Origin of the sequence: Bradyrhizobium tropiciagri (genome assembly GCF_001189845.1) — a bacterium.
GTDB lineage: Bacteria > Pseudomonadota > Alphaproteobacteria > Rhizobiales > Xanthobacteraceae > Bradyrhizobium > Bradyrhizobium tropiciagri.
In genome coordinates, this window is record NZ_LFLZ01000115.1 from 1 (window position 1) to 18,614 (window position 18,614).

An 18,614-nucleotide genomic window follows, 5' to 3' on the forward strand; every position below is an offset into this window, starting at 1 on the left:
GCGCAGCAAATCGGGTGAGGGGCTGCGGCTCCAACGAGAGAGCGTAACCCCTCACCCGGCGCTACGCGCGACCTCTCCCAAGGGAGAGGTGAAGCTCCATCGCGGCTCCAGCTCAACCCGATCCCATCACATTTAGTATCCCGCAGCCTCCGTGCCGCGCGTGCGCGGATCGGGCGCACCGAGCAGACCACTGGTCGTGACCACGATCGAGTTCGCGGAGGAGTAGCCGAGTGGCTCGACCAGCTTGTGCCCTTTGGCCTTCAGCTCGGTCAGCACCTCGTCGGGAAAGCCGCGCTCGATCCGGACCTCGTCGGGCAGCCATTGATGGTGGATGCGGGGCGCCGCGACCGCGGCTGCGATGTCCATCTTGTAGTCGATGACGTCGACGATGATCTGCGTCACGGCTGATATGATGCGGCTGCCGCCGGGCGATCCGGTCACCAGCACCGGCTTGCCGTCCTTCAGCACGATGGTCGGCGACATCGACGACAGCGGGCGCTTGCCGGGACCGGGCAGGTTGGCCTCGAAGCCGACCAGGCCGAACGCGTTGGAGGCGCCGGGCGCTGCGGTGAAATCGTCGAGCTCGTTGTTGAGCAACACCCCGGTGCCGTCAGCGACGAGGCCGACGCCATACGGGAAGTTCAGCGTGTAGGTGTTGCTGACGGCATTGCCACTGGCATCGACGACCGAGTAATGCGTGGTGTTGTCGCCCTCGTGCGGTTGCTTGGCGTTGCGCACGTCGGTCCAGGGCGTGGCCCGGGCAAGATCGATGGTCGCCCGCTGCTTCGCGGCATAGTCCTTGTCGACCAGCAGCTTGGTCGGTGCGTCGACGAAGGCGGGATCGCCGAGATAGCGGGCGCGATCGGCATAGGCCCGCTTCATCGCCTCGATCATGACATGCAGCGAGGAGGCCGAGCCCTGCTTCATGTCCGACATCGCAAAGCCCTCGAGGATGTTGAGGATCTCGAGCAGCACGACGCCGCCGGAGGAGGGCTGCGGCATCGAGACGATGTCGTAACCGCGATAGCTGCCGCGGACCGGCGTACGAATCACCGGCTGGTAGGATTTCAGATCCTCTGATGTGAAGATGCCGCCGGCATTCTTGATCCCGCTGACCAGCTTCTCGGCGACCGCACCTTCGTAGAAGCCGCGCGGACCCTGTTCGGCAATCGCGGTCAAGACGCCGGCGAGATCGCCCTGGATCAGGCGGTCACCCTCATGCAGCGGTGTGCCGTCGGCGTGCGAGAACGTCTTGGCAGAGTTCGGCCAGCGCGACATGCGGCGATACATGTCCGCCAGCGTATCGGATGTATCGTCGGTGACGATGAAGCCGTCTCGTGCGAGATCGATCGCCGGTTTCAGGATCTGCGCCAGCGTGAACTTGCCGGAGCCGTATTTCTCCAGCGCCAGCGCGAGGCCCGCGACCGTGCCGGGCACGCCGATCGCGAGTGCGGAGTTGCGCGACTTGTCGGGATCGGGCTTGCCGTCGGCGTTGAGGAACATGTCGCGGGTTGCGGCCTGCGGCGCGGTCTCGCGATAGTCGATCGCGACATCTTCGTTGCGGTCGACGAGATGGATCACCATGAAACCGCCGCCGCCGATATTGCCGGCGCGCGGATAGGTCACCGCCATCGCAAAGCCGGTCGCGACCGCGGCGTCCACTGCATTGCCGCCCTGCCGCAATATGTCGGAACCGACCCGCGCAGCGAGCTTCTCCTGCGCCACCACCATGCCGTGTTCGGCGCGAATGCTGCTGGTCGTAGCAGTGGCTGACGGCTCGTAGGCGCGACGCTGAACCTGGCCGAGGGCCGGCGTCGCGATGCCGATCACCAGGAGAGCGGCAAACAGCCGCCGCGACATCGTTGCTGTCAGCGCCATCGAAATGTCCTGCCCTGTTCATCGCCGTATCAGCCAAACCGGCCCATGCTATATGGGAGCGGCTTGCAGCGGCAAAAGCCTGCCTGTGGCTCGATCTCAAGGAATATCTTTTGCGATGACGGCAACAATGCAGACGGGCGTCGGTAAAGCGAAGGCCGCCACCAAAGTCTATCCCGGCCGCGCAGCCGTCATCAGCTGGATCTTCTTCGACTGGGCCGCGCAGCCTTGTTTCACGCTGATCACGACCTTCGTGTTCGCGCCCTATTTCGCGAGCTTCGTCGCATCAGATGCCGCGAGCGGGCAGGCGCTGTGGGGCTTTGCGACTGCCGCGGCGGGGCTCGCGATCGCGTTGCTGTCGCCGGTATTAGGGGCGATCGCCGATGCCAGCGGCCGGCGCAAGCCGTGGATCGCGGTGTTCGGCGCGCTGCTTGTGATCGGATCGAGCGCGATGTGGATCGGCACGCCCGGCAATCCAGACATCATCCCCATGCTGTTGCTCGCCTATGCGATCGCCAGCGTCGGCGTCGAGTTCGCGACCGTCTTCAACAATGCGATGATGCCGACGCTGGTGCCGCCGGACCGGATCGGGCGGCTCTCGGGCACCGGCTGGGCCACCGGCTATGTCGGCGGCATCCTCAGCCTCGTGCTGGTGCTCGGCTTCCTCGCGGCCAATGCGGAGACCGGCAAGACGCTGTTCGGCTTCACGCCGCTGTTCGGTCTCGATCCCGTCATGCATGAAGGCGACCGCATCACCGGGCCGCTGACCGGGCTGTGGTTCATCATCTTCGTGACGCCGATGTTCCTGTTCACACCGGACTATCCGGCGAAACGGCCGATGCGCGAGGCGCTCGGCGAAGGCCTGCGCGAGCTCAGGGAATCATTGCTGAGCCTGCCGAAGCAGAGATCGCTGGCGTGGTTCCTGTTGGCGAACATGATCTACACCGACGGGCTGGTCTCGCTGTTTGCGTTCGGCGGCATCTATGCCGCCGGCACGTTCGGCTGGGACACGATCCGGATCGGCACCTTCGGCATCATCCTGGCGGTTGCCGGCACGTTCGGCGGCTGGATCGGCGGCAAGCTCGACGATGCGTTCGGGCCGAAGCGCGTGATCACCGGCAGCCTCGTGATCCTGCTGTTTGCGATCGTCGTGATCCTTACCGTGAACAAGGATTCCATCCTGTTCATCCCGGTGGCGCCACCGGTGCCTGGTGGTCCCCTGTTCGCCGGCGCTGCCGAGCGCGCCTATATCGTGCTGGGCTGCCTGATCGGCGCCACCGGCGCGCCGTTGCAGGCGGCGTCGCGCTCGCTCTTGATCCGCCTCGCGCCGAAGGATCGGATCGCGCAGTACTTTGGGTTGTTCGCGCTGACCGGGAAAGTGACGTCGTTCATCGGCCCGCTCTTGATCGGCGCGATCACGGCGGCGACTGCGAGCCAGAAGTACGGCATGGCGGTGCTGGTGGCGTTCTTCGTGGTGGGGCTGGGGTTGCTGGCGCGGGTGCGCGAACAAACCACCGCTGTCGTCCCGGCCTAGTGCGCAATTGCGCACGGCGGCCGGGACCCATACCGCGTGATCTATCGAAGGCGCGCTGGGGTTAGTCGCCCCTCACCAAGCAAGTTCGGTGGTTATGGGTCCCTGCCTTCGCCGGGACGACCGTGCTGAGAGATCAGTGCCGGAAATGCCGCACGCCGGTGAACACCATGGCGATGCCGTGCTCGTCGGCGGCCTTGATCACCTCGTCGTCGCGCATCGAGCCGCCGGGCTGGATCACGGCGGTGGCGCCGGCCTCGATGCAGGCGAGCATGCCGTCGGCGAACGGGAAGAAGGCATCTGATGCGACCACCGAACCCTTGGTCAGGGGCTCGGCGAGCTTCAGCTCGGCCGCGGCATCGAGCGCCTTGCGCGCGGCGATGCGCGCGGAATCGACCCGGCTCATCTGGCCGGCGCCGATGCCGACGGTGGCAAGGTCCTTGGCGTAGATGATGGTGTTCGACTTGACGTGCTTGGCGACGCGGAAGGCGAATTTCAGATCGCGCAGCTCGGCGTCGGTCGGCGCGCGCTTGGTGGCGACCTTCAGGTTCATGTCCTCGACCACCGCATTGTCGCGGCTCTGCACCAGCAGGCCGCCGGCCACGGTCTTGGCAGTGAGGCCGAGCGCGCGCGCGTTCGGCAGGCCGCCGGCGAGCAACAGACGCAGATTGCGCCGGCCGGCGATGATCGAGATCGCCTCCTCGGTCGCATCGGGCGCGATGATCACCTCGGTGAAGATGCCGATGATGGCGCGCGCGGCATCCGCATCGAGCGTGCGGTTGACCGCGATGATGCCGCCATAGGCCGAGGTGGAGTCGCAGGCCAGCGCGCGCGCATAGGCGGTCGCGAGATCCGGTCCTTCAGCGACGCCGCAGGGATTGGCGTGCTTGACGATGACGCAGGCCGCGGTGCGCTGCGGATCGAACTCGCCGACGCATTCATAGGCCGCGTCGGTGTCGTTGATGTTGTTGTAGGACAGTTCCTTGCCCTGCAGCTGGCGTGCGGTCGCAACGCCCGGCCGCTTCTCCGGCGTGGCGTAGAACGCCGCGGTCTGGTGCGGGTTCTCGCCGTAGCGCAGCGACTGGATCAGCCTGCCGCCGAAGGCGCGGAAATCCGGCGCCTTGGTGTCGAGCTGCACCGCGAACCAGTTCGAGATCGCGGCGTCGTAGGCTGCGGTGCGGGCATAGGCCTTGGCGGCGAGCCGCCGGCGCAGGCCAAGCGAGGTGGCGCCCTTGTGCGCGGCGAGCTCGTCGAGCACAGCCTGGTAGTCGTTCGCCTCGACCACCACGGCGACGTCGTCATGGTTCTTCGCCGCCGCGCGGATCATCGCGGGGCCGCCGATGTCGATGTTCTCGATGCACTCCTCGAACCCTGCGCCTTTGTCGACGGTGGCCTCGAACGGATAGAGGTTGACCACCAGAAGGTCGATCGGCGCGATGCCGTGCGAAGCCATCGCGGCGGCATGTTCCTTGTTGTCGCGGATCGCGAGCAGGCCGCCATGCACCTTCGGATGCAGCGTCTTGACCCGGCCGTCCATCATCTCGGGGAAACCGGTCAGCTCGGAGACGTCCTTGACCTGCAGCCCGGCCGCCGCGATCGCCTTGGCGGTGCCGCCGGTCGAAACCAGCTCGACGCCCTGGTCGGCCAGCGCCCTGGCGAAATCGATCAGTCCGGTCTTGTCGGAAACGGACAACAGAGCGCGGGTCACGCGGCGAAGCTGCTCGGTCATATCGGAAAATCCTTGGCTGTTAAGGCAGCCGGGTAGCATGGTTCTGTGCGGTACGAAACCGGTACGTGGGACTGAATCCCCGCAAATTGGCGGCGATTCAGTCCAAACTTTCCCCCGCTACACCATCCCCGTCATCCTGAGGAGCCGCGCAGCGGCGTCTCGAAGGATGAATCGGCCCGGCTGATGGCCGTCGACCCTTCGAGACGCGCGCAAGAGCGCGCTCCTCAGGGTGACGGGACTGCGATGGGCGCGCCGGCCGAAGTCAGGCCGATACGACAATCCCTACAGCGGCAGTTCCGGCTCGCGGCGGGCGTTGCGGCGGGCGTTGGTGGCGGTGGCCGAGGTCGAGGAGCGCACGAAGCTCCAGCGGATGGTGGCGGCTTGCCTGGCGTCCTGCCGGATCACGATTTGGGAGGTGCGGCGGGGACCGTCATTGCCGGCCAGGAACACGCTGTCCTCGAGGTCGACCTTGTCGTCCATCGCTTCGAAGGTCCAGACGTCGCGGTTCGGCAGCACCAGCATCACGCCGCGGGCATCCGACAGCCGGCTCGCCTTCACCGAGGGGTGCAAATGGAAGCGCAGCGCGAAATCGGCCTCGCTGCCCTTGATGCGGCCGCCAGGCGCCGGCGACAGCGAATCCTCGCCCTCCAGGCGGGTGCCGTCCTGGGAGACCATCAGCACGCGGCGATGGATCACGCCGAAGCGGGAGAGATAGCCGTCATGCGAGGCGGTGAGCACGTCGCCGCCGGGAACGGCCTCGCGGTAGCTCTCGACATTGCTCGGGCCGCTGGTGATCGGCGCGCCGCGCAGCAGCCGCTTCATCGCCGACAGCTCGACGAACTGGCAAGACGAGGTGTCGCGATAGGTCAGCGTCGAATGCGCCGCGGTGGAGCGCGCGAACGGCCGCCAATTGTCGCGCCCCGTCGACGGCATCCCGCAATTGACGACGATGCGGCTCACGCCGGAGGACAGCTCGAACGACAGGCAGCCGGCATGCGCATCCTGGCTGACGCTCGCCGGCGGCGGCGGACCGGTGTCGATGATCAGCGTGGTGTTGCCGGCGTCGAGCCGCTGGAAGCCGGTGTGCGGCATGCTCGCCATCGGCACGCCGCGGGTGTCGTCATAGGCGAGCAGCGTCGCGACCAGATCTGATGGCGCGGTCGACATGCCGTTGAACAGCGCGAAGCTGCCGTCGCCGTGCCGGAAGAAGCGCAGCATCGGCATCATGCGGTCGATCGCGTTGAGCAGCGCCGGCGGCGGCGCGATATTCCGCGCGGCAAAGGTCTGGCGCAGCGGCAACAGATCGCTCAGCAGCTCGACCAGCGCCCCGGGATTGCGCGAGATGTGGCCGCCATCGGGCAGGATCTGGCGCTGCAACTCGTCCGACAGCCTGCGCGTCGCGGACTTGATGTTGCGCGCCTGATTGGCGAGGCAGAGCGAGGCGTAGCACAGCGCGATCAGCACCTGCAGGCGCGGCACGCCGTCATTGTCGAGCGTCGCGTGGCGCAGATAGCGGATCTCGCGCGCCAGCCCGCGCAGATATTTGCGGTAGAATTTTCCGTCGGTGTCGCCGAGCACCAAGGGGGCCTGCGACAACAGCGAGATCACGCGCCGCGCGCGCACATCGGCGCGCCGCTCCAGCGGCCGCTTGCGGGCCTGATTCGAAATCCAATCGTCGACCAGCGAGCGGGCATTGGCGCGGGTCAGCGCGGTGTCGGCGGCGCGCAGATGGCGCAGCCAGCCGAAGCCGAGCAGGGCGGCCTCCCAATCCTCCGACGGCGGCTCGAGATCGAAGATCGAGCGGCCGTGGCAGGTGACGATCTTGCCGGCGAACACGAATCGCCCGGCATAGATCTCGGCGGCGCGGGTGGCGTCGGCGGTCCGCAGATCGTGTGGAGCGATGATCAGCCGGTCGGTGCGGCCGGGCCACAGCCGCGACAGCGCAACCGTGCTTCCGCTGGCGCGTGCGAGCATGCTGCGGGCAAAGCGGCCAGCAATCAGCGTCGAGATGCGTCTGCTTTGAGCGACCGACACGCCTAACCTTGCGGGGAGGGAATTTTCAACGAATCCTTATTTAATCCGGAAACGCGGCCAAGACACCTTCTTGATAAACAAGACACCCTCTTGAAACCGCGCGAATCACTTCGAGCTTAGAGGACTGAAGTTTAAAATCAGGATTTAACCAGCCGGGCTGCGTAAAAGCCGTCCAGCCCGCCCAGCCGCGGGTCGGCGTTGGGCAGATGGCTGGGCAGGGTGCGCAGATCGCCGTCGGCGGTAATGACGTCGCCGAGGCCGGCAACCTCGCCCTTCTCGACCGGCGCACGGCGCAGGCCTGATTCGCCGGCCAGCAGCGCGGCGATCGCGTGCTCGCCTTCCTCCGGCTCCAGCGAGCAGGTGCAGTAGACCAGCGTGCCGCCCGGCTTCAAGAGATGGGTGGCCTTCTGCAGCAGCCGCTTCTGCAGCGCCGACAGCGCGGCGATGTCGCCTTCCTGGCGCAGCCAGGCGACGTCGGGATGGCGGCGGATGGTTCCCGTCGAGGTGCAGGGCGCATCGACCAGGATACCGTCGAAGCTTGCGGCTTCGGCGGGCCATTCGGTGGCGTCGGCGACCACAGTGTCGGCTTGCAACGCCAGCCGCGTGAGGTTTTCGCGCAACCGCGCGACCCGCGCCGGCGAGCGGTCGACCGCGGTGACCTGCGCGCCTGCCAGCGCGAGCTGAGCCGTTTTGCCGCCGGGCGCGGCGCAGAGATCTGCAATCGCCTTGCCGTTGATCTCGCCGAACAGCCGCACCGGCAGCGCCGCGGCGGCGTCCTGCACCCACCATTGGCCTTCGGCAAAGCCCGGCAGCATGGTGACGGAACCCTGCAGCAGCGTGCGCACGGTTCCCGTCGGCAAGGTCTCGCCATGCAGGCGGCTCGCCCATTGCGCCGCGTCCGACTTCACCGTGAGATCGAGCGACGGCTCGTGGCCGAGCGCCAGCGCCATCTCGCGCGCAGTGGCCTCGCCGTAATGCGCATTCCAGCGCGCCAGCATCCATGGCGGCAGGTCCAGCGTCTGCATGCTGATCTCGTCGATCAGGCCTTGGCCCTCGCGCGCGCAGCGGCGCAGCACGGCGTTGACCAGCCCGGCATATTTCGCCGCGCGCCGGTCGGACTGCACGAGCCGCACCGAGAGGTCGACCGCGGCGTGGTCAGGCACGTCCATCCAGAGGATCTGCGCGGCACCGATCAGCAGCGCGCTCTGCGCGCGCGGCGCATCGGTCGGGATGCCGCGATCGAGCAGGCGCGACAGCAGATGGCCGAGCGTGCCGAGCTTGCGCAGGATGGTTGAGACCAACCGGCGCATCAGCGCGCGGTCGCGATCGGCCAGCGATTTCAGGCCGGGATGCGCGCCGGCGCCGTCGAGCTGGTCGTCGAGCGTGCGGTGCTTGTGCAGCACGCCGTCGAGGATGTCGGCCGCGATGCGGCGCGCCGCGAGACCGGGGACTTCGGCAGGAACTGCAAATCTTGAAGGGGGCATGGAGCGGAGATATCTCGAAGGTGCTGAGTTACATTCGGCTCATGCCCATCAACTCGAAAACACCTCTGGCATGCGAATATGCCAAATGTAAGAATCGTCTTGCGGATTTCTTGATCGTGATGTCGTCACTGAGCCATCACCAGGATACGAAATTCGCAGGCAGAAAGTTTTGCCGAGAAAGCTTACCATGAATGACAAATCGCCATCGCCGCCGGAACCCGCGCCGCGCAAGCCGCTGACGCCGGCAGCCCAGCGCGCGCTCGCCGAAGCCGAAGCGCGGCGCAAGGCTGCCGAGGAGCTGGCCGCGAAGGATGCGGCCGCGCGGCCGAAGGAATATCAGGGCCCCAAGGGACCGGAACCGACGCGTTACGGCGATTGGGAGACCAAGGGCATCGCCTCGGACTTCTGAGAGTCTTTTGGCGTGTCTTGCCTGTCGGCCCGACTCAAGTCAGTCTGGGAATATGTCCCCATACGAGAGAATAAATCCTTATCGTGGGACGGGACGTCCGCCCTTCCGCCGCTCGCCGTGGGGCCGCCGCGTCTCGGCGGCGCTGCCTTGGGTGTTCGTGCTCGGCATCGCGGTCGGCAGCATGCTTCCGATCCGCCAGTTTGTGCCTCAATGGGTGCCTTTGCCGTCGCACTGGTCGTTGAGCCGGTCGCGCGATGCCGAAATAATCTTGCAGCGCGCCGGTGCGCCTGACGCGAGGCACAGCGTCGATGTGATCAGGACGATCGATGGCGACACGTTCGAGGCGCGGGTGCATCTCGCGCCGGGCCCGGATTTCTATACGCGGGTCCGGCTGCGCGGCATCGATGCGCCGGAGCTGAAGGCGTCCTGCGCGCGCGAACTGCAAATGGCGCAGGCGGCGACGGTCGCGCTGCGCGATCTGCTCGGCCAGGGCGATGTCGCGATCTACAATGTCGGTCCCGACAGATATCAGGGGCGCGTCGTTGCCGATGTCGCGACCAGGAAAACCGACAACGTCTCCGCCGCGCTGCTCGCGGCCGGTCATGCCCGCGCCTACAATGGCGGCCACCGCTTCGGCTGGTGCGGATATTTTGCGCGTTAGAGCGGGATGAGGTTGAGTTGAATTGGTTTGGCCACGGATGCGGTTCACCTCTCCCCGACGGGGAGAGGTCGGATTGCGCAGCAATCCGGGTGAGCTCTTGTTCTCTCGATGGACCGTAGCCCCTCACCCGATTTGCTGCGCAAATCGACCTCTCCCAAGGGAGAGGTGAACTTTCGACGCCGTTGCAGCCCAACCTAATCTCATCATGCGTTAGGGGATCGCCTCGTGGCCGCCAACGACGCCGATGACGCAAACAAAAAGCCGCGCAGATGCGCGGCTTTTCTTTCGGAGAATCGCTGAGCGCAATCAGCGGGTGACGACAACCGTCGTGCCGACCGAGACGCGCGAATAGAGATCGGTGATGTCGGTGTTCAGCATGCGGATGCAGCCGTAAGAGACGAAGCCGCCGACCGAGCCCGGCACGTTGGTGCCGTGGATGGCGTATTCGCCGCCGGCCAGCGTCATCGCCGCGACGCCCATCGGGTTACGCGGCGAGCCGCCGGCGATCACATCCGGGATGCTCGGCTTGTCGCGCCTCACCTCGGCGGGCGGCGACCAGGCCGGGTTGCGATACTTGCCGTCGATCCTCGTGGTGCCCGCCCATTGCTTGCCGGACCTGCCGACGCCGACGGGGTAACGCATCGCGTGGCCGGAATCGAGAATGAGATAGAGCCGCCGTTCGTTGGTCCTCACCACGATGGTGCCCGGCTCATAATTGTCGGCGTGGATTCCGACCATTTCCGGCCGCGCTTCGGCCGCCTGCGACATCACGACAACGGCACCAAGGGTGGCAGCCAGCGCCACCGCAAACTTCATCGACATCAACCTCTCCACTTCCCAACAGCTCCCGTGGGGAGCCAAAAACGAAGGTGCAGAGCCCTGAAAAAAACCGGGCCCGCCGGTCTCACGCACGCAATATTAACCGCGTGTCTTAACCGGATGGTTTCACACCGGCCGCGAGACACGTCCTGATGGCGGGGAGAAAAGGAAAAGTTCGGATTAAAGTAAATGACCTGAAAACAACACTTGGCCACAAACGTGCCGCAATGACGCCCTGCCTCTGACAATCCCGTGAAATGGCCGCTTCCATCGCGTTTTCGAGCGCGCTTTCGAACGACGTGGGACGAAAGCGAAGGGCCGCGGCGGTGATCGCGCGCGGCCCTTGCTGCATGTCTCGATATTGCCGTCGCCGGGTTACTTCTTGTTCTGGCGGTTCTGCACGAGGTCATCGACGACGGCGGGATCGGCCAGGGTCGAGGTGTCGCCGAGGCTCGACGGTTCGTCCTCGGCGATCTTGCGCAGGATGCGGCGCATGATCTTGCCGGAGCGCGTCTTGGGCAGGCCGGGCGCGAACTGGATCAGATCCGGCGAAGCGATCGGGCCGATGTCCTTGCGGACCCAGGCGACGAGCTCCTTGCGCAAGGCCTCGGTCGGCTCGGTGCCCTTCATCAGCGTGACATAGGCATAGATGCCCTGGCCCTTGATGTCGTGCGGATAGCCGACGACGGCGGCTTCCGACACCGCCTCATGCGCGACCAGCGAGCTTTCGACCTCGGCGGTGCCCATGCGGTGGCCGGAAACGTTGATGACGTCGTCGACGCGGCCGGTGATCCAGTAATAGCCGTCGGCATCGCGCCGGCAGCCGTCGCCGGTGAAGTACTTGTTCTTGTAGGTCGAGAAATAGGTCTGCTCGAAGCGCGCATGATCGCCATAGACCGTGCGCATCTGGCCCGGCCATGACTTGGTCAGGCAGAGATTGCCCGAGGTCTCGCCGTCCAGCGTCTTGCCGTCGGCGTCGACGATCTCAGGCACCACGCCGAAGAACGGCCGCGTCGCCGAGCCCGGCTTCAGCTTGGTCGCGCCGGGCAGCGGCGTGATCAGAATGCCGCCGGTCTCGGTCTGCCACCAGGTGTCGACGATCGGGCAGCGATCGTCGCCGACCACGCGGTAGTACCACTCCCAGGCTTCCGGATTGATCGGCTCGCCGACCGAGCCGAGCAGCCGCAGCGATTTGCGCGAGGTCTTCTTCACCGGCTCGTCGCCGCCCTGCATCAGCGCACGGATCGCGGTCGGCGCGGTGTAGAAGATGTTGACCTTGTGCTTGTCGACCACGTTCCAGAAACGCGAATTGTCCGGGTAGTTCGGCACGCCCTCGAACATCAGCGTGGTCGCGCCGTTACAGAGCGGCCCGTAGAGGATGTAGCTGTGGCCGGTGACCCAGCCGACGTCGGCGGTGCACCAATAGATGTCGCCGTCGTGATAGTCGAACACGTATTGATGCGTCATCGACGCGAACACGAGGTAGCCGGCGGAGGTGTGCAGCACACCCTTCGGCGTGCCGGTCGAGCCCGAAGTGTAGAGGATGAACAGCGGGTCCTCGGCATGCATGTGCTCGGCCGGACATTCTGATGTCACCACCTTGGCCGCCTCGTGATACCAGAGGTCGCGGGTCGGGTTCATGTCAACAGCACCGCCGGTGCGCTTCACCACCACGACCCAATCGACGCCGCCGGTCTTGGCAATCGCCGCATCGACATTGGCCTTCAGCGGCACCTTCTTGCCGCCGCGCAGGCCTTCATCGGCGGTGATGACCACCTTGGAATCGCAGTCCTTGATGCGCTGGGCGAGGCTGTCCGGCGAGAAACCGCCGAACACCACAGAGTGGATCGCGCCGATCCGCGCGCAGGCCAGCATGGCGTAGGCCGCTTCCGGGATCATCGGCAGATAGATCGTGACGCGGTCGCCCTTCTTGACGTTCCGCGTGCGCAGGATGTTGGCCATCTTGCAGACTTCGTCGTGCAGCTGGCGGTAGGTGATGTGCTTGGATTCGGAGGGGTCGTCGCCCTCCCAGATGATCGCGGTCTGGTCGCCGCGCTTCTCGAGATGGCGGTCGATGCAGTTCCAGGCGACGTTCAGCACGCCATCTTCGAACCACTTGATCGCGACGTTGCCGGGCGCGAAGGAGACGTTCTCGACCTTGGTGAAGGGCTTGATCCAGTCGATCCGCTTGCCGTGCTCGGCCCAGAAGCCGTTGGGATCCTTGACCGAGTGCGCGTACATCTCGCGATATTTGGCGTCGTTGACATAGGCGCGCTTGGCCCAATCGGCCGACACGTCATAGATCTTCTCGGACATCATTTTCCTCCACTCATTGCCGATCGCAAACAACGCGGTGACAAGCCGTCCTGATCATTGCCGCGATTATGCGTTGCCGCATTCCGGCCCGGCAAGGAAAAAGGACTGTCACTTTCGTCGCGTCGAAGCCGCCGGACATTGCGCCGGCCGCTACATCTGATTGGGCGGTTTACCGCGCCTCGTTGACGAGTGAAACCTATGCGCCATCGTGTGCTCTAGTCACTGGTCTCTTGGTCGTAGTGGTATCGTTCGCCGCTCCGCTCGCTTGCGCCTCGAGCGTCGCCGGAGCCGATCGGTGTCGCGAAAGAATTGGCGATCACGATCGGACGTGGCGCTCCGACATCCGTCGTGCTGGACCGCTCATTGCGCGCTTCGATGAATTGTAGAATGGCAGTCGCGATCATCTGCGCCGACGATTTCGCGCCGGAGCGCCGGCGCAGATCGCTTGGCGCGTCCCTCCGGGGACCGGGCTGGAAACGGCACGATCCCTGACCTGTCTCCCCCGTCGTCGCGGATCCTCCAAAGCCCGGTTCCCGGACCGCGCTCCCGCTGTTTTGACCGATGCCGGACAGCCCAAAATCAAGGTTAGCGGGCGAATGGCACCCATGAAAGGTATTTAGAAACCGCAGATAACCGATTCGCGACTCGCAATGTCAGTCCCGACGCCCTAAATCGCCAATCCGAGGCCGGACGGCCCCACCGGAACGAAGCCCGAAGCAACGGCATTACCGGGAGAACAGCGGAACAGGCGTCTGACGAGTAGTATGATGGATCAGCAGAACATCGCGGCTGTGCGGCCCATGTCCGCCGATCCCGCTGTCGCCCTGGCGAAGGCGCTGGGCCAATGGCCCAAACGGCCGTCCAAGCTCAAGCTCGACGCCCCGGCCGCCGCCGCCATCAAGACGTCAGTTGAAGATCTCGCCCGCGATCTGGGCCTGCGGCTCGGCGACCAGAACGAGCTGACCATCCGCCGCGTCAAGCGCGGCAAGAATTATTCGTTCGTTCGCGCCAATGGCTCGCGCGTCCGCGATGCCCGCACCATTCGCCGGCTGCACGCGATGGCGATGCCGCCGGCCTACCGCCGGGTGCGCTATTCTACCGATCCGAACACGCATCTGCAGGCAGTCGGCCTCGATGCGGCCGGCCGGCTGCAATATCGCTATCACGCCGATTGGGAGAAGGTCCGCGAGCAGCGCAAGGCGCATCGCTTGGGCAAGCTGGTGGCCGCGCTGCCGAAGATCCGGCGCAAGGTCTCGGCGTTCCTCTCCGGCGACGAGCCGACGCGCGAGTTCGCGCTGTCGGCGGTGATCGAGCTGATCGCGCGCACCGCGATCCGGCCCGGCAACGAATCCTATGCCCGCCTCAACGGCACCCGCGGCGCCACTACGCTTTTGAAGTCCAACGTCACGCTGGAAGACGATTCTCTGGTGCTGACCTTCAAGGCCAAGGGCGGCAAGGCCGTGCGCAAGGAATGCGATGCGGCAAAGCTGGTGCGCGCGATCGGCATCCTGCGCGACGTCCCGGGCAAGCGCATGTTCCAGTATTACGACCGCTCGGGCGTCGTGCGCGCCGCCTCGACCACGGCGGTGAACGCGTTCCTGCGCGAGCTCGCCGGCATCAAGATTTCGCTGAAGGATTTCCGCACCCTGATGGCGTCGGCCGTCGTCGTGGAATCGCTGTCGCGGATCACGCCGGCCGCCAGCCAGCGCGGCCGCAAGCGCCAGGTGCTGGACGCGATCCGCGCCGCCGCCGACCAGCTTTCCAATACGCCGGCGATCTGCCGCAAGAGCTATGTCCACGACACCATCGTCACCGCGTTCGAGGACGGCATCCTCGAGCGCTTCGCCGCGACGATGGGCGGCTATCGTACCCAGAGCAAGCGCGAGCAGTTGCTGGCGCAGGTGGTGATGGCGGCCGGGGCGTAGCCCGTCACTCTCCACTTGTCGTCCCGGCGAAAGCCGGGACCCATAACCCCGAATCTTGATTGCTGACACGAGCTGTAGCCACGGCGCGCTTCAACAATGCTCGCCTGTGGCAATGGGTCCCGGCCTTCGCCGGGACGACGGTGGAGTTTGCGGCGACGCTTACAGCCCGCCCATCTTGCAGACCATCTTCCATTCCTCCGCGGTGACCGGCTGCACCGAGAGCCGCGAGTATTTCACCAGCGCCATGTCGGCGAGCTTCTTGTCGGCCTTGATCGCGGCCATCGTCACCGGCGTCTTCAGCGGCTTGTCGGCCTTGATGTCGACGCAGACGAACTTGCCGGTCTTGTCGGTCGGATCCGGATAGGCTTCCTTGATGATCTCGGCGATGCCGACGATCTCCTTGCCCTCGTTGGAATGATAGAAGAACGCCTTGTCGCCCTTCTTCATGTTGACGAGGTTCTGCCGCGCCGTGAAGTTGCGCACGCCGGTCCAGGCCTCGCCCTTCGCGCCCTTGGCGACCTGCTGGTCCCATGACCAGGTCGACGGTTCGGATTTCACCAGCCAGTAATTCATTGCGACTTTACCCCGTTCTCGATCGCCGATTGCGCGGCAATCTACAGGCAGCTCGATGCCCGCGACAAGCGCGCTCACTGCTTCAGATATCGATCGAAGAATTTGGCGATATCGGTGAACGCCTCCCTGGTCTCGGGCGCATCGATGTTCATCTGGTACTGCGCGTGGGACTGCCCCTCATAGACATTGAGGTCGGCAATCACGCCGGCGCGCCGCAATTTGCGATGCGTACGAACCGTGTTGCTGAGGAACAGATCGCGCGTGCCCGAAGTCAGGATGGCCGGCGGAAAACCCTTGAAGTCGCCGTAGATCGGCGAGATGTAGGGATTCTTCAGGCTGGTTCCGTTGGCATAAAGCTTGGCCGCGCGGCCGAGCCAGCCGTCCCAGGTCACCAGCACGTTGTCGACCCACTCATTGCTCGCGTAGCTGTCGCCGATCTTGTCGATGTCGGACCACGGCGTGCCCGGCGCGATGGCGGCGGGCAGCGGCAGCTTCTCATCCTTTGCCCGCAACACCATCGCCAGCGTCATCGCGCCGCCGGTCGAGGTGCCGAAGATCGCCAGCCGGTGGCGCTCGTGCGATTTCAGAACTTCCTTCCACACCGCCATCGCGTCGTCCATCGCGGCCGGATACGGGAAGTCCGGCGGCATCCGGTAGTCGATCGAGATCACCTTGTAGCCGCCGAAGCCGGCCATCATGATGGCTTCCGGCAGCGCCGCTTCGCCGGGGGCGAACACGTAGCCGCCGTCATGCACGTGGATCAGGAGGCGGCGCCGGTTCTCGAGCGCGATCTTGTTCGGTGTCACGATGTAGCAGTGCACGCCGGCAAGTCTGGTCTCCTCGACCTTGACACCGAGCTTCGCCTTCATCGCCGGAATATTCGCGATGGCCTCCTTGGCGCGGCGATCGATCAGCTCCTTCCATTCCGCTGGCGTTTTCGGGTTGGCGTTGAAATGCGGCGGATAGGGCGCGCCGATCATCGCCTGCATCTCCGGGGAGACATCGGTGGTGGGGTTGCCGATCGATTTGAGCGGCGCGACCCGCTTGCCGTTGTCGGCATTGGCGGCCGCTTCGATCTTTGCGAGGTCGTCGTAGGAGGCGGCGGTTTGGGCGTGGGCTGCGGTGGACGAGGCGGCGAGGGCGGCTGCAAGGTTGATCGAAAGAAGGCCGATCGAAAGGAGGACGCGATGCGGTCGACGCATGGGTTTTTCCCTTGGGATCCGTTTTTCGATTGTTCGACCGGGATCCGACGGTTCGCCAGCCACGCTAGTACGGCAGGTTCTGGCCGTGAAGGGCAGCCTGCTGGCGTCGATTGTTCTGAAATCTGGAATGATCTCTGCCGGAATCCGGCAATTGTGCCGTGACGCTTTTCCTGTGATCGAGTGGCTCCTCGTCTTGCAGGAGATCACATGCTTCTGAATCGTCGGACCTTCACCGTCCTGACCGCAGCTTCCGTTGCGACCGCGGCAGTGCTGCCGCACCAAGCGCGCACCGCAGGCCGCCCGTTGTTCAAGGCCATCGCCTTCGACGGCTTTCCGGTCATCGATCCGCGTCCGGTGTTCGCGCGGGTGGAGGAGATGTTTCCGGGCAAAGGTGCCGAGTTGAGCGCCGCCTGGCGCAACCGGCAGTTCGAATATGGCTGGCTCAGGACCCTTGGCGGCCGCTACATCGATTTCTGGCGCATCACCGAGGATGCGCTGGTGTTCGCGGCCAAGGCAATGAAGGTCGAGCTGCGACCGGAGCAGCGCGACCGATTGATGCAGACATATCTGGAGCTCAAGGCGTGGCCCGATGTCCTGCCGGCGCTTGGACGACTGCGCGATGCCGGCGTGCGCATGGCGTTCCTTTCGAACCTCACCGCGCCGATGCTCGATGCAGTGGTCAGGAATTCCGGGCTGCAGGGACTGTTCGAGCTTCACCTCTCGACCGACAAGGTTCAGGCCTTCAAACCCGACGCCCGCGCCTATCAGATGGGTGTCGATGCGTTCGCCCTGCGCAAGGAGGAGATCGTCTTTGCGGCGTTCGCGGGCTGGGATGTCGCTGGAGCAAAGTGGTTCGGCTATCCAACCTTCTGGATCAATCGCGCCGCTGCCACCGTCGAGGAGCTTGGCGTTGCGCCTGACGGCGCGGGATCGGGAATGAACGATCTCGTCGCCTTCGTGACCGCGTGAGGATCATTCCTCGGCCTTGAATGGCCGCGTCAGCAGGCCTTCGATCGCCGCATCGATCGTCAGCCGGTCGCTCAGGATTGCGGCAACCGCGTTTGACACCGGCATATCGACCTTTTGCGCGGCGGCGAGCTCGCACAGCACCGGCGCGGTGAACGCGCCTTCGGCGAGCTTGCCGACCGGCGCTGCTTCACCCCGCCCGAGCGCGAGGCCGAGCGCGAAGTTGCGCGATTGCGCGGTCGAGCAGCTGAGCAGGAGATCGCCAAGCCCCGACAAGCCAGCGAGGGTTTCGGTGCGCGCGCCGCACGCGCGGCCCAACCGTGCGAGCTCGCTGAAGCCGCGCGTGGTCAGGGCCGCGAGCGCGGAAGCGCCGAGATTCCTGCCGACGACGATGCCGGCGGCGATCGCCAGCACATTCTTGGCCGCGCCGCCGATCTCGACGCCGCGCACGTCTGACGTGTGGTAGGGCCGGAAAGTCGCCGAGCCGAGCGCCTGCACCAGCGCGCGTGCGAGCGCTTCGTCCCCGGTGGCCAACGTGACCGCGGTCGGTAGTCCGCGCGCGACGTCGTCGGCAAAGCTCGGTCCTGACAGGATGGCGGGCACGGCGCGCGGCGCGGCTTCCGCGACCACCTCGGTCATGAATTTGTGCGTGCCATGCTCGATGCCCTTGGCGCAGGCGATCACCGGCGTGTCAGGCTTGAGGTGCGGCGCAAGGTGTCCGATCGCCGCGCGCAGATGCTGCGCCGGGGTCACCGCCAGAATGATGTCTGCGCGCCCTGCGGCGGCGATATCCGATGTCACCGCGATGCCGGGCTGAAGCCGGACGCCGGCCAGCTTCGGATTGATCCGCGTCGCCTCGATCTGCGCGGCATGCTCGGCATTGCGCGCATACAGCGTCACCTTGCGTCCGGCGCGCGCCGCGACCTCGGCCAATGCCGTGCCCCAGGCGCCGGCCCCGATCACGCTGACTGACATATGCGCGGGCATCGGAAACCCCTAGCTCGACCGTGCTCCCTCGCCCCGCTCTTGCGGGGAGAGGGTTGGGGTGAGGGGCTGCATCCGCAGGCACCTGGCGTGTGGAGAGTCCCCC

General features: G+C 65.6%; 14 protein-coding genes. 5 read left to right on the forward strand and 9 right to left on the reverse strand.

What is annotated here, in order from left to right:
* Positions 1-132: 132 nt before the first annotated feature.
* Positions 133-1,878, reverse strand: coding sequence for a gamma-glutamyltransferase (ggt, locus tag AKN84_RS42175; protein WP_050426236.1), 1,746 nt, complete (start codon positions 1,876-1,878; stop codon positions 133-135).
* 127 nt (positions 1,879-2,005) lie between these two features.
* On the opposite strand from ggt, the gene AKN84_RS42180 reads away from it, so the two are divergent.
* Entirely contained in the window at positions 2,006-3,409 is a 1,404-nt protein-coding gene (locus AKN84_RS42180; protein WP_050426237.1) for an MFS transporter, read from the forward strand.
* A 133-nt stretch (positions 3,410-3,542) separates the two neighbouring features.
* On the opposite strand, the gene purH is transcribed toward AKN84_RS42180, so the two are convergent.
* From purH to AKN84_RS42195, 3 genes are all read right to left on the reverse strand, one after another.
* Positions 3,543-5,135 (reverse strand): bifunctional phosphoribosylaminoimidazolecarboxamide formyltransferase/IMP cyclohydrolase, encoded by a 1,593-nt coding sequence (gene purH, locus AKN84_RS42185; RefSeq protein ID WP_050426238.1) that lies wholly within the window; start codon positions 5,133-5,135, stop codon positions 3,543-3,545.
* A 282-nt stretch (positions 5,136-5,417) separates the two neighbouring features.
* Positions 5,418-7,169, reverse strand: coding sequence for a heparinase II/III family protein (locus AKN84_RS42190; protein ID WP_128971657.1), 1,752 nt, complete (start codon positions 7,167-7,169; stop codon positions 5,418-5,420).
* 137 nt (positions 7,170-7,306) lie between these two features.
* On the reverse strand, positions 7,307-8,653 hold the full coding sequence (locus tag AKN84_RS42195; RefSeq protein ID WP_050426240.1) for an RsmB/NOP family class I SAM-dependent RNA methyltransferase: 1,347 nt from the start codon (positions 8,651-8,653) through the stop codon (positions 7,307-7,309).
* A gap of 187 nt (positions 8,654-8,840) precedes the next feature.
* Here AKN84_RS42195 and AKN84_RS42200 point away from each other — a divergent pair, with 187 nt between their 5' ends.
* Both AKN84_RS42200 and AKN84_RS42205 read left to right on the forward strand, forming a co-directional pair.
* Positions 8,841-9,062 (forward strand): DUF1674 domain-containing protein, encoded by a 222-nt coding sequence (locus AKN84_RS42200; RefSeq protein ID WP_050426241.1) that lies wholly within the window; start codon positions 8,841-8,843, stop codon positions 9,060-9,062.
* A gap of 52 nt (positions 9,063-9,114) precedes the next feature.
* Positions 9,115-9,723 carry a thermonuclease family protein gene (locus tag AKN84_RS42205; RefSeq protein ID WP_193399723.1) on the forward strand — a complete coding sequence of 203 codons (609 nt, stop codon included), beginning with the start codon at positions 9,115-9,117 and terminating at the stop codon, positions 9,721-9,723.
* Positions 9,724-10,029: 306 nt separating this feature from the next.
* On the opposite strand, the gene AKN84_RS42210 is transcribed toward AKN84_RS42205, so the two are convergent.
* Positions 10,030-10,545, reverse strand: coding sequence for a L,D-transpeptidase (locus AKN84_RS42210; protein ID WP_050426243.1), 516 nt, complete (start codon positions 10,543-10,545; stop codon positions 10,030-10,032).
* A 372-nt stretch (positions 10,546-10,917) separates the two neighbouring features.
* Positions 10,918-12,858, reverse strand: coding sequence for an acetate--CoA ligase (gene acs, locus AKN84_RS42215; protein ID WP_050426251.1), 1,941 nt, complete (start codon positions 12,856-12,858; stop codon positions 10,918-10,920).
* 764 nt (positions 12,859-13,622) lie between these two features.
* Between acs and AKN84_RS42225 the strand changes: the two genes are divergently transcribed.
* Positions 13,623-14,783 (forward strand): DNA topoisomerase IB, encoded by a 1,161-nt coding sequence (locus AKN84_RS42225; RefSeq protein WP_050426245.1) that lies wholly within the window; start codon positions 13,623-13,625, stop codon positions 14,781-14,783.
* A gap of 159 nt (positions 14,784-14,942) precedes the next feature.
* Here the strand turns inward: AKN84_RS42225 and AKN84_RS42230 are convergent, their stop codons facing one another.
* Together AKN84_RS42230 and AKN84_RS42235 are read right to left on the reverse strand one after the other, a co-directional pair.
* On the reverse strand, positions 14,943-15,356 hold the full coding sequence (locus AKN84_RS42230) for an EVE domain-containing protein (RefSeq protein WP_050426246.1): 414 nt from the start codon (positions 15,354-15,356) through the stop codon (positions 14,943-14,945).
* 74 nt (positions 15,357-15,430) lie between these two features.
* A complete protein-coding gene (locus AKN84_RS42235) occupies positions 15,431-16,558 on the reverse strand; it encodes an alpha/beta hydrolase (protein ID WP_050426247.1) in 1,128 nt (375 codons plus the stop codon).
* A 207-nt stretch (positions 16,559-16,765) separates the two neighbouring features.
* Between AKN84_RS42235 and AKN84_RS42245 the strand changes: the two genes are divergently transcribed.
* Complete coding sequence (locus tag AKN84_RS42245) at positions 16,766-17,527, forward strand: haloacid dehalogenase type II (protein ID WP_050426249.1); 762 nt, start codon at positions 16,766-16,768, stop codon at positions 17,525-17,527.
* A gap of 3 nt (positions 17,528-17,530) precedes the next feature.
* On the opposite strand, the gene AKN84_RS42250 is transcribed toward AKN84_RS42245, so the two are convergent.
* A complete protein-coding gene (locus AKN84_RS42250; RefSeq protein ID WP_050426250.1) occupies positions 17,531-18,511 on the reverse strand; it encodes an NAD(P)H-dependent glycerol-3-phosphate dehydrogenase in 981 nt (326 codons plus the stop codon).
* Positions 18,512-18,614: the final 103 nt, after the last annotated feature.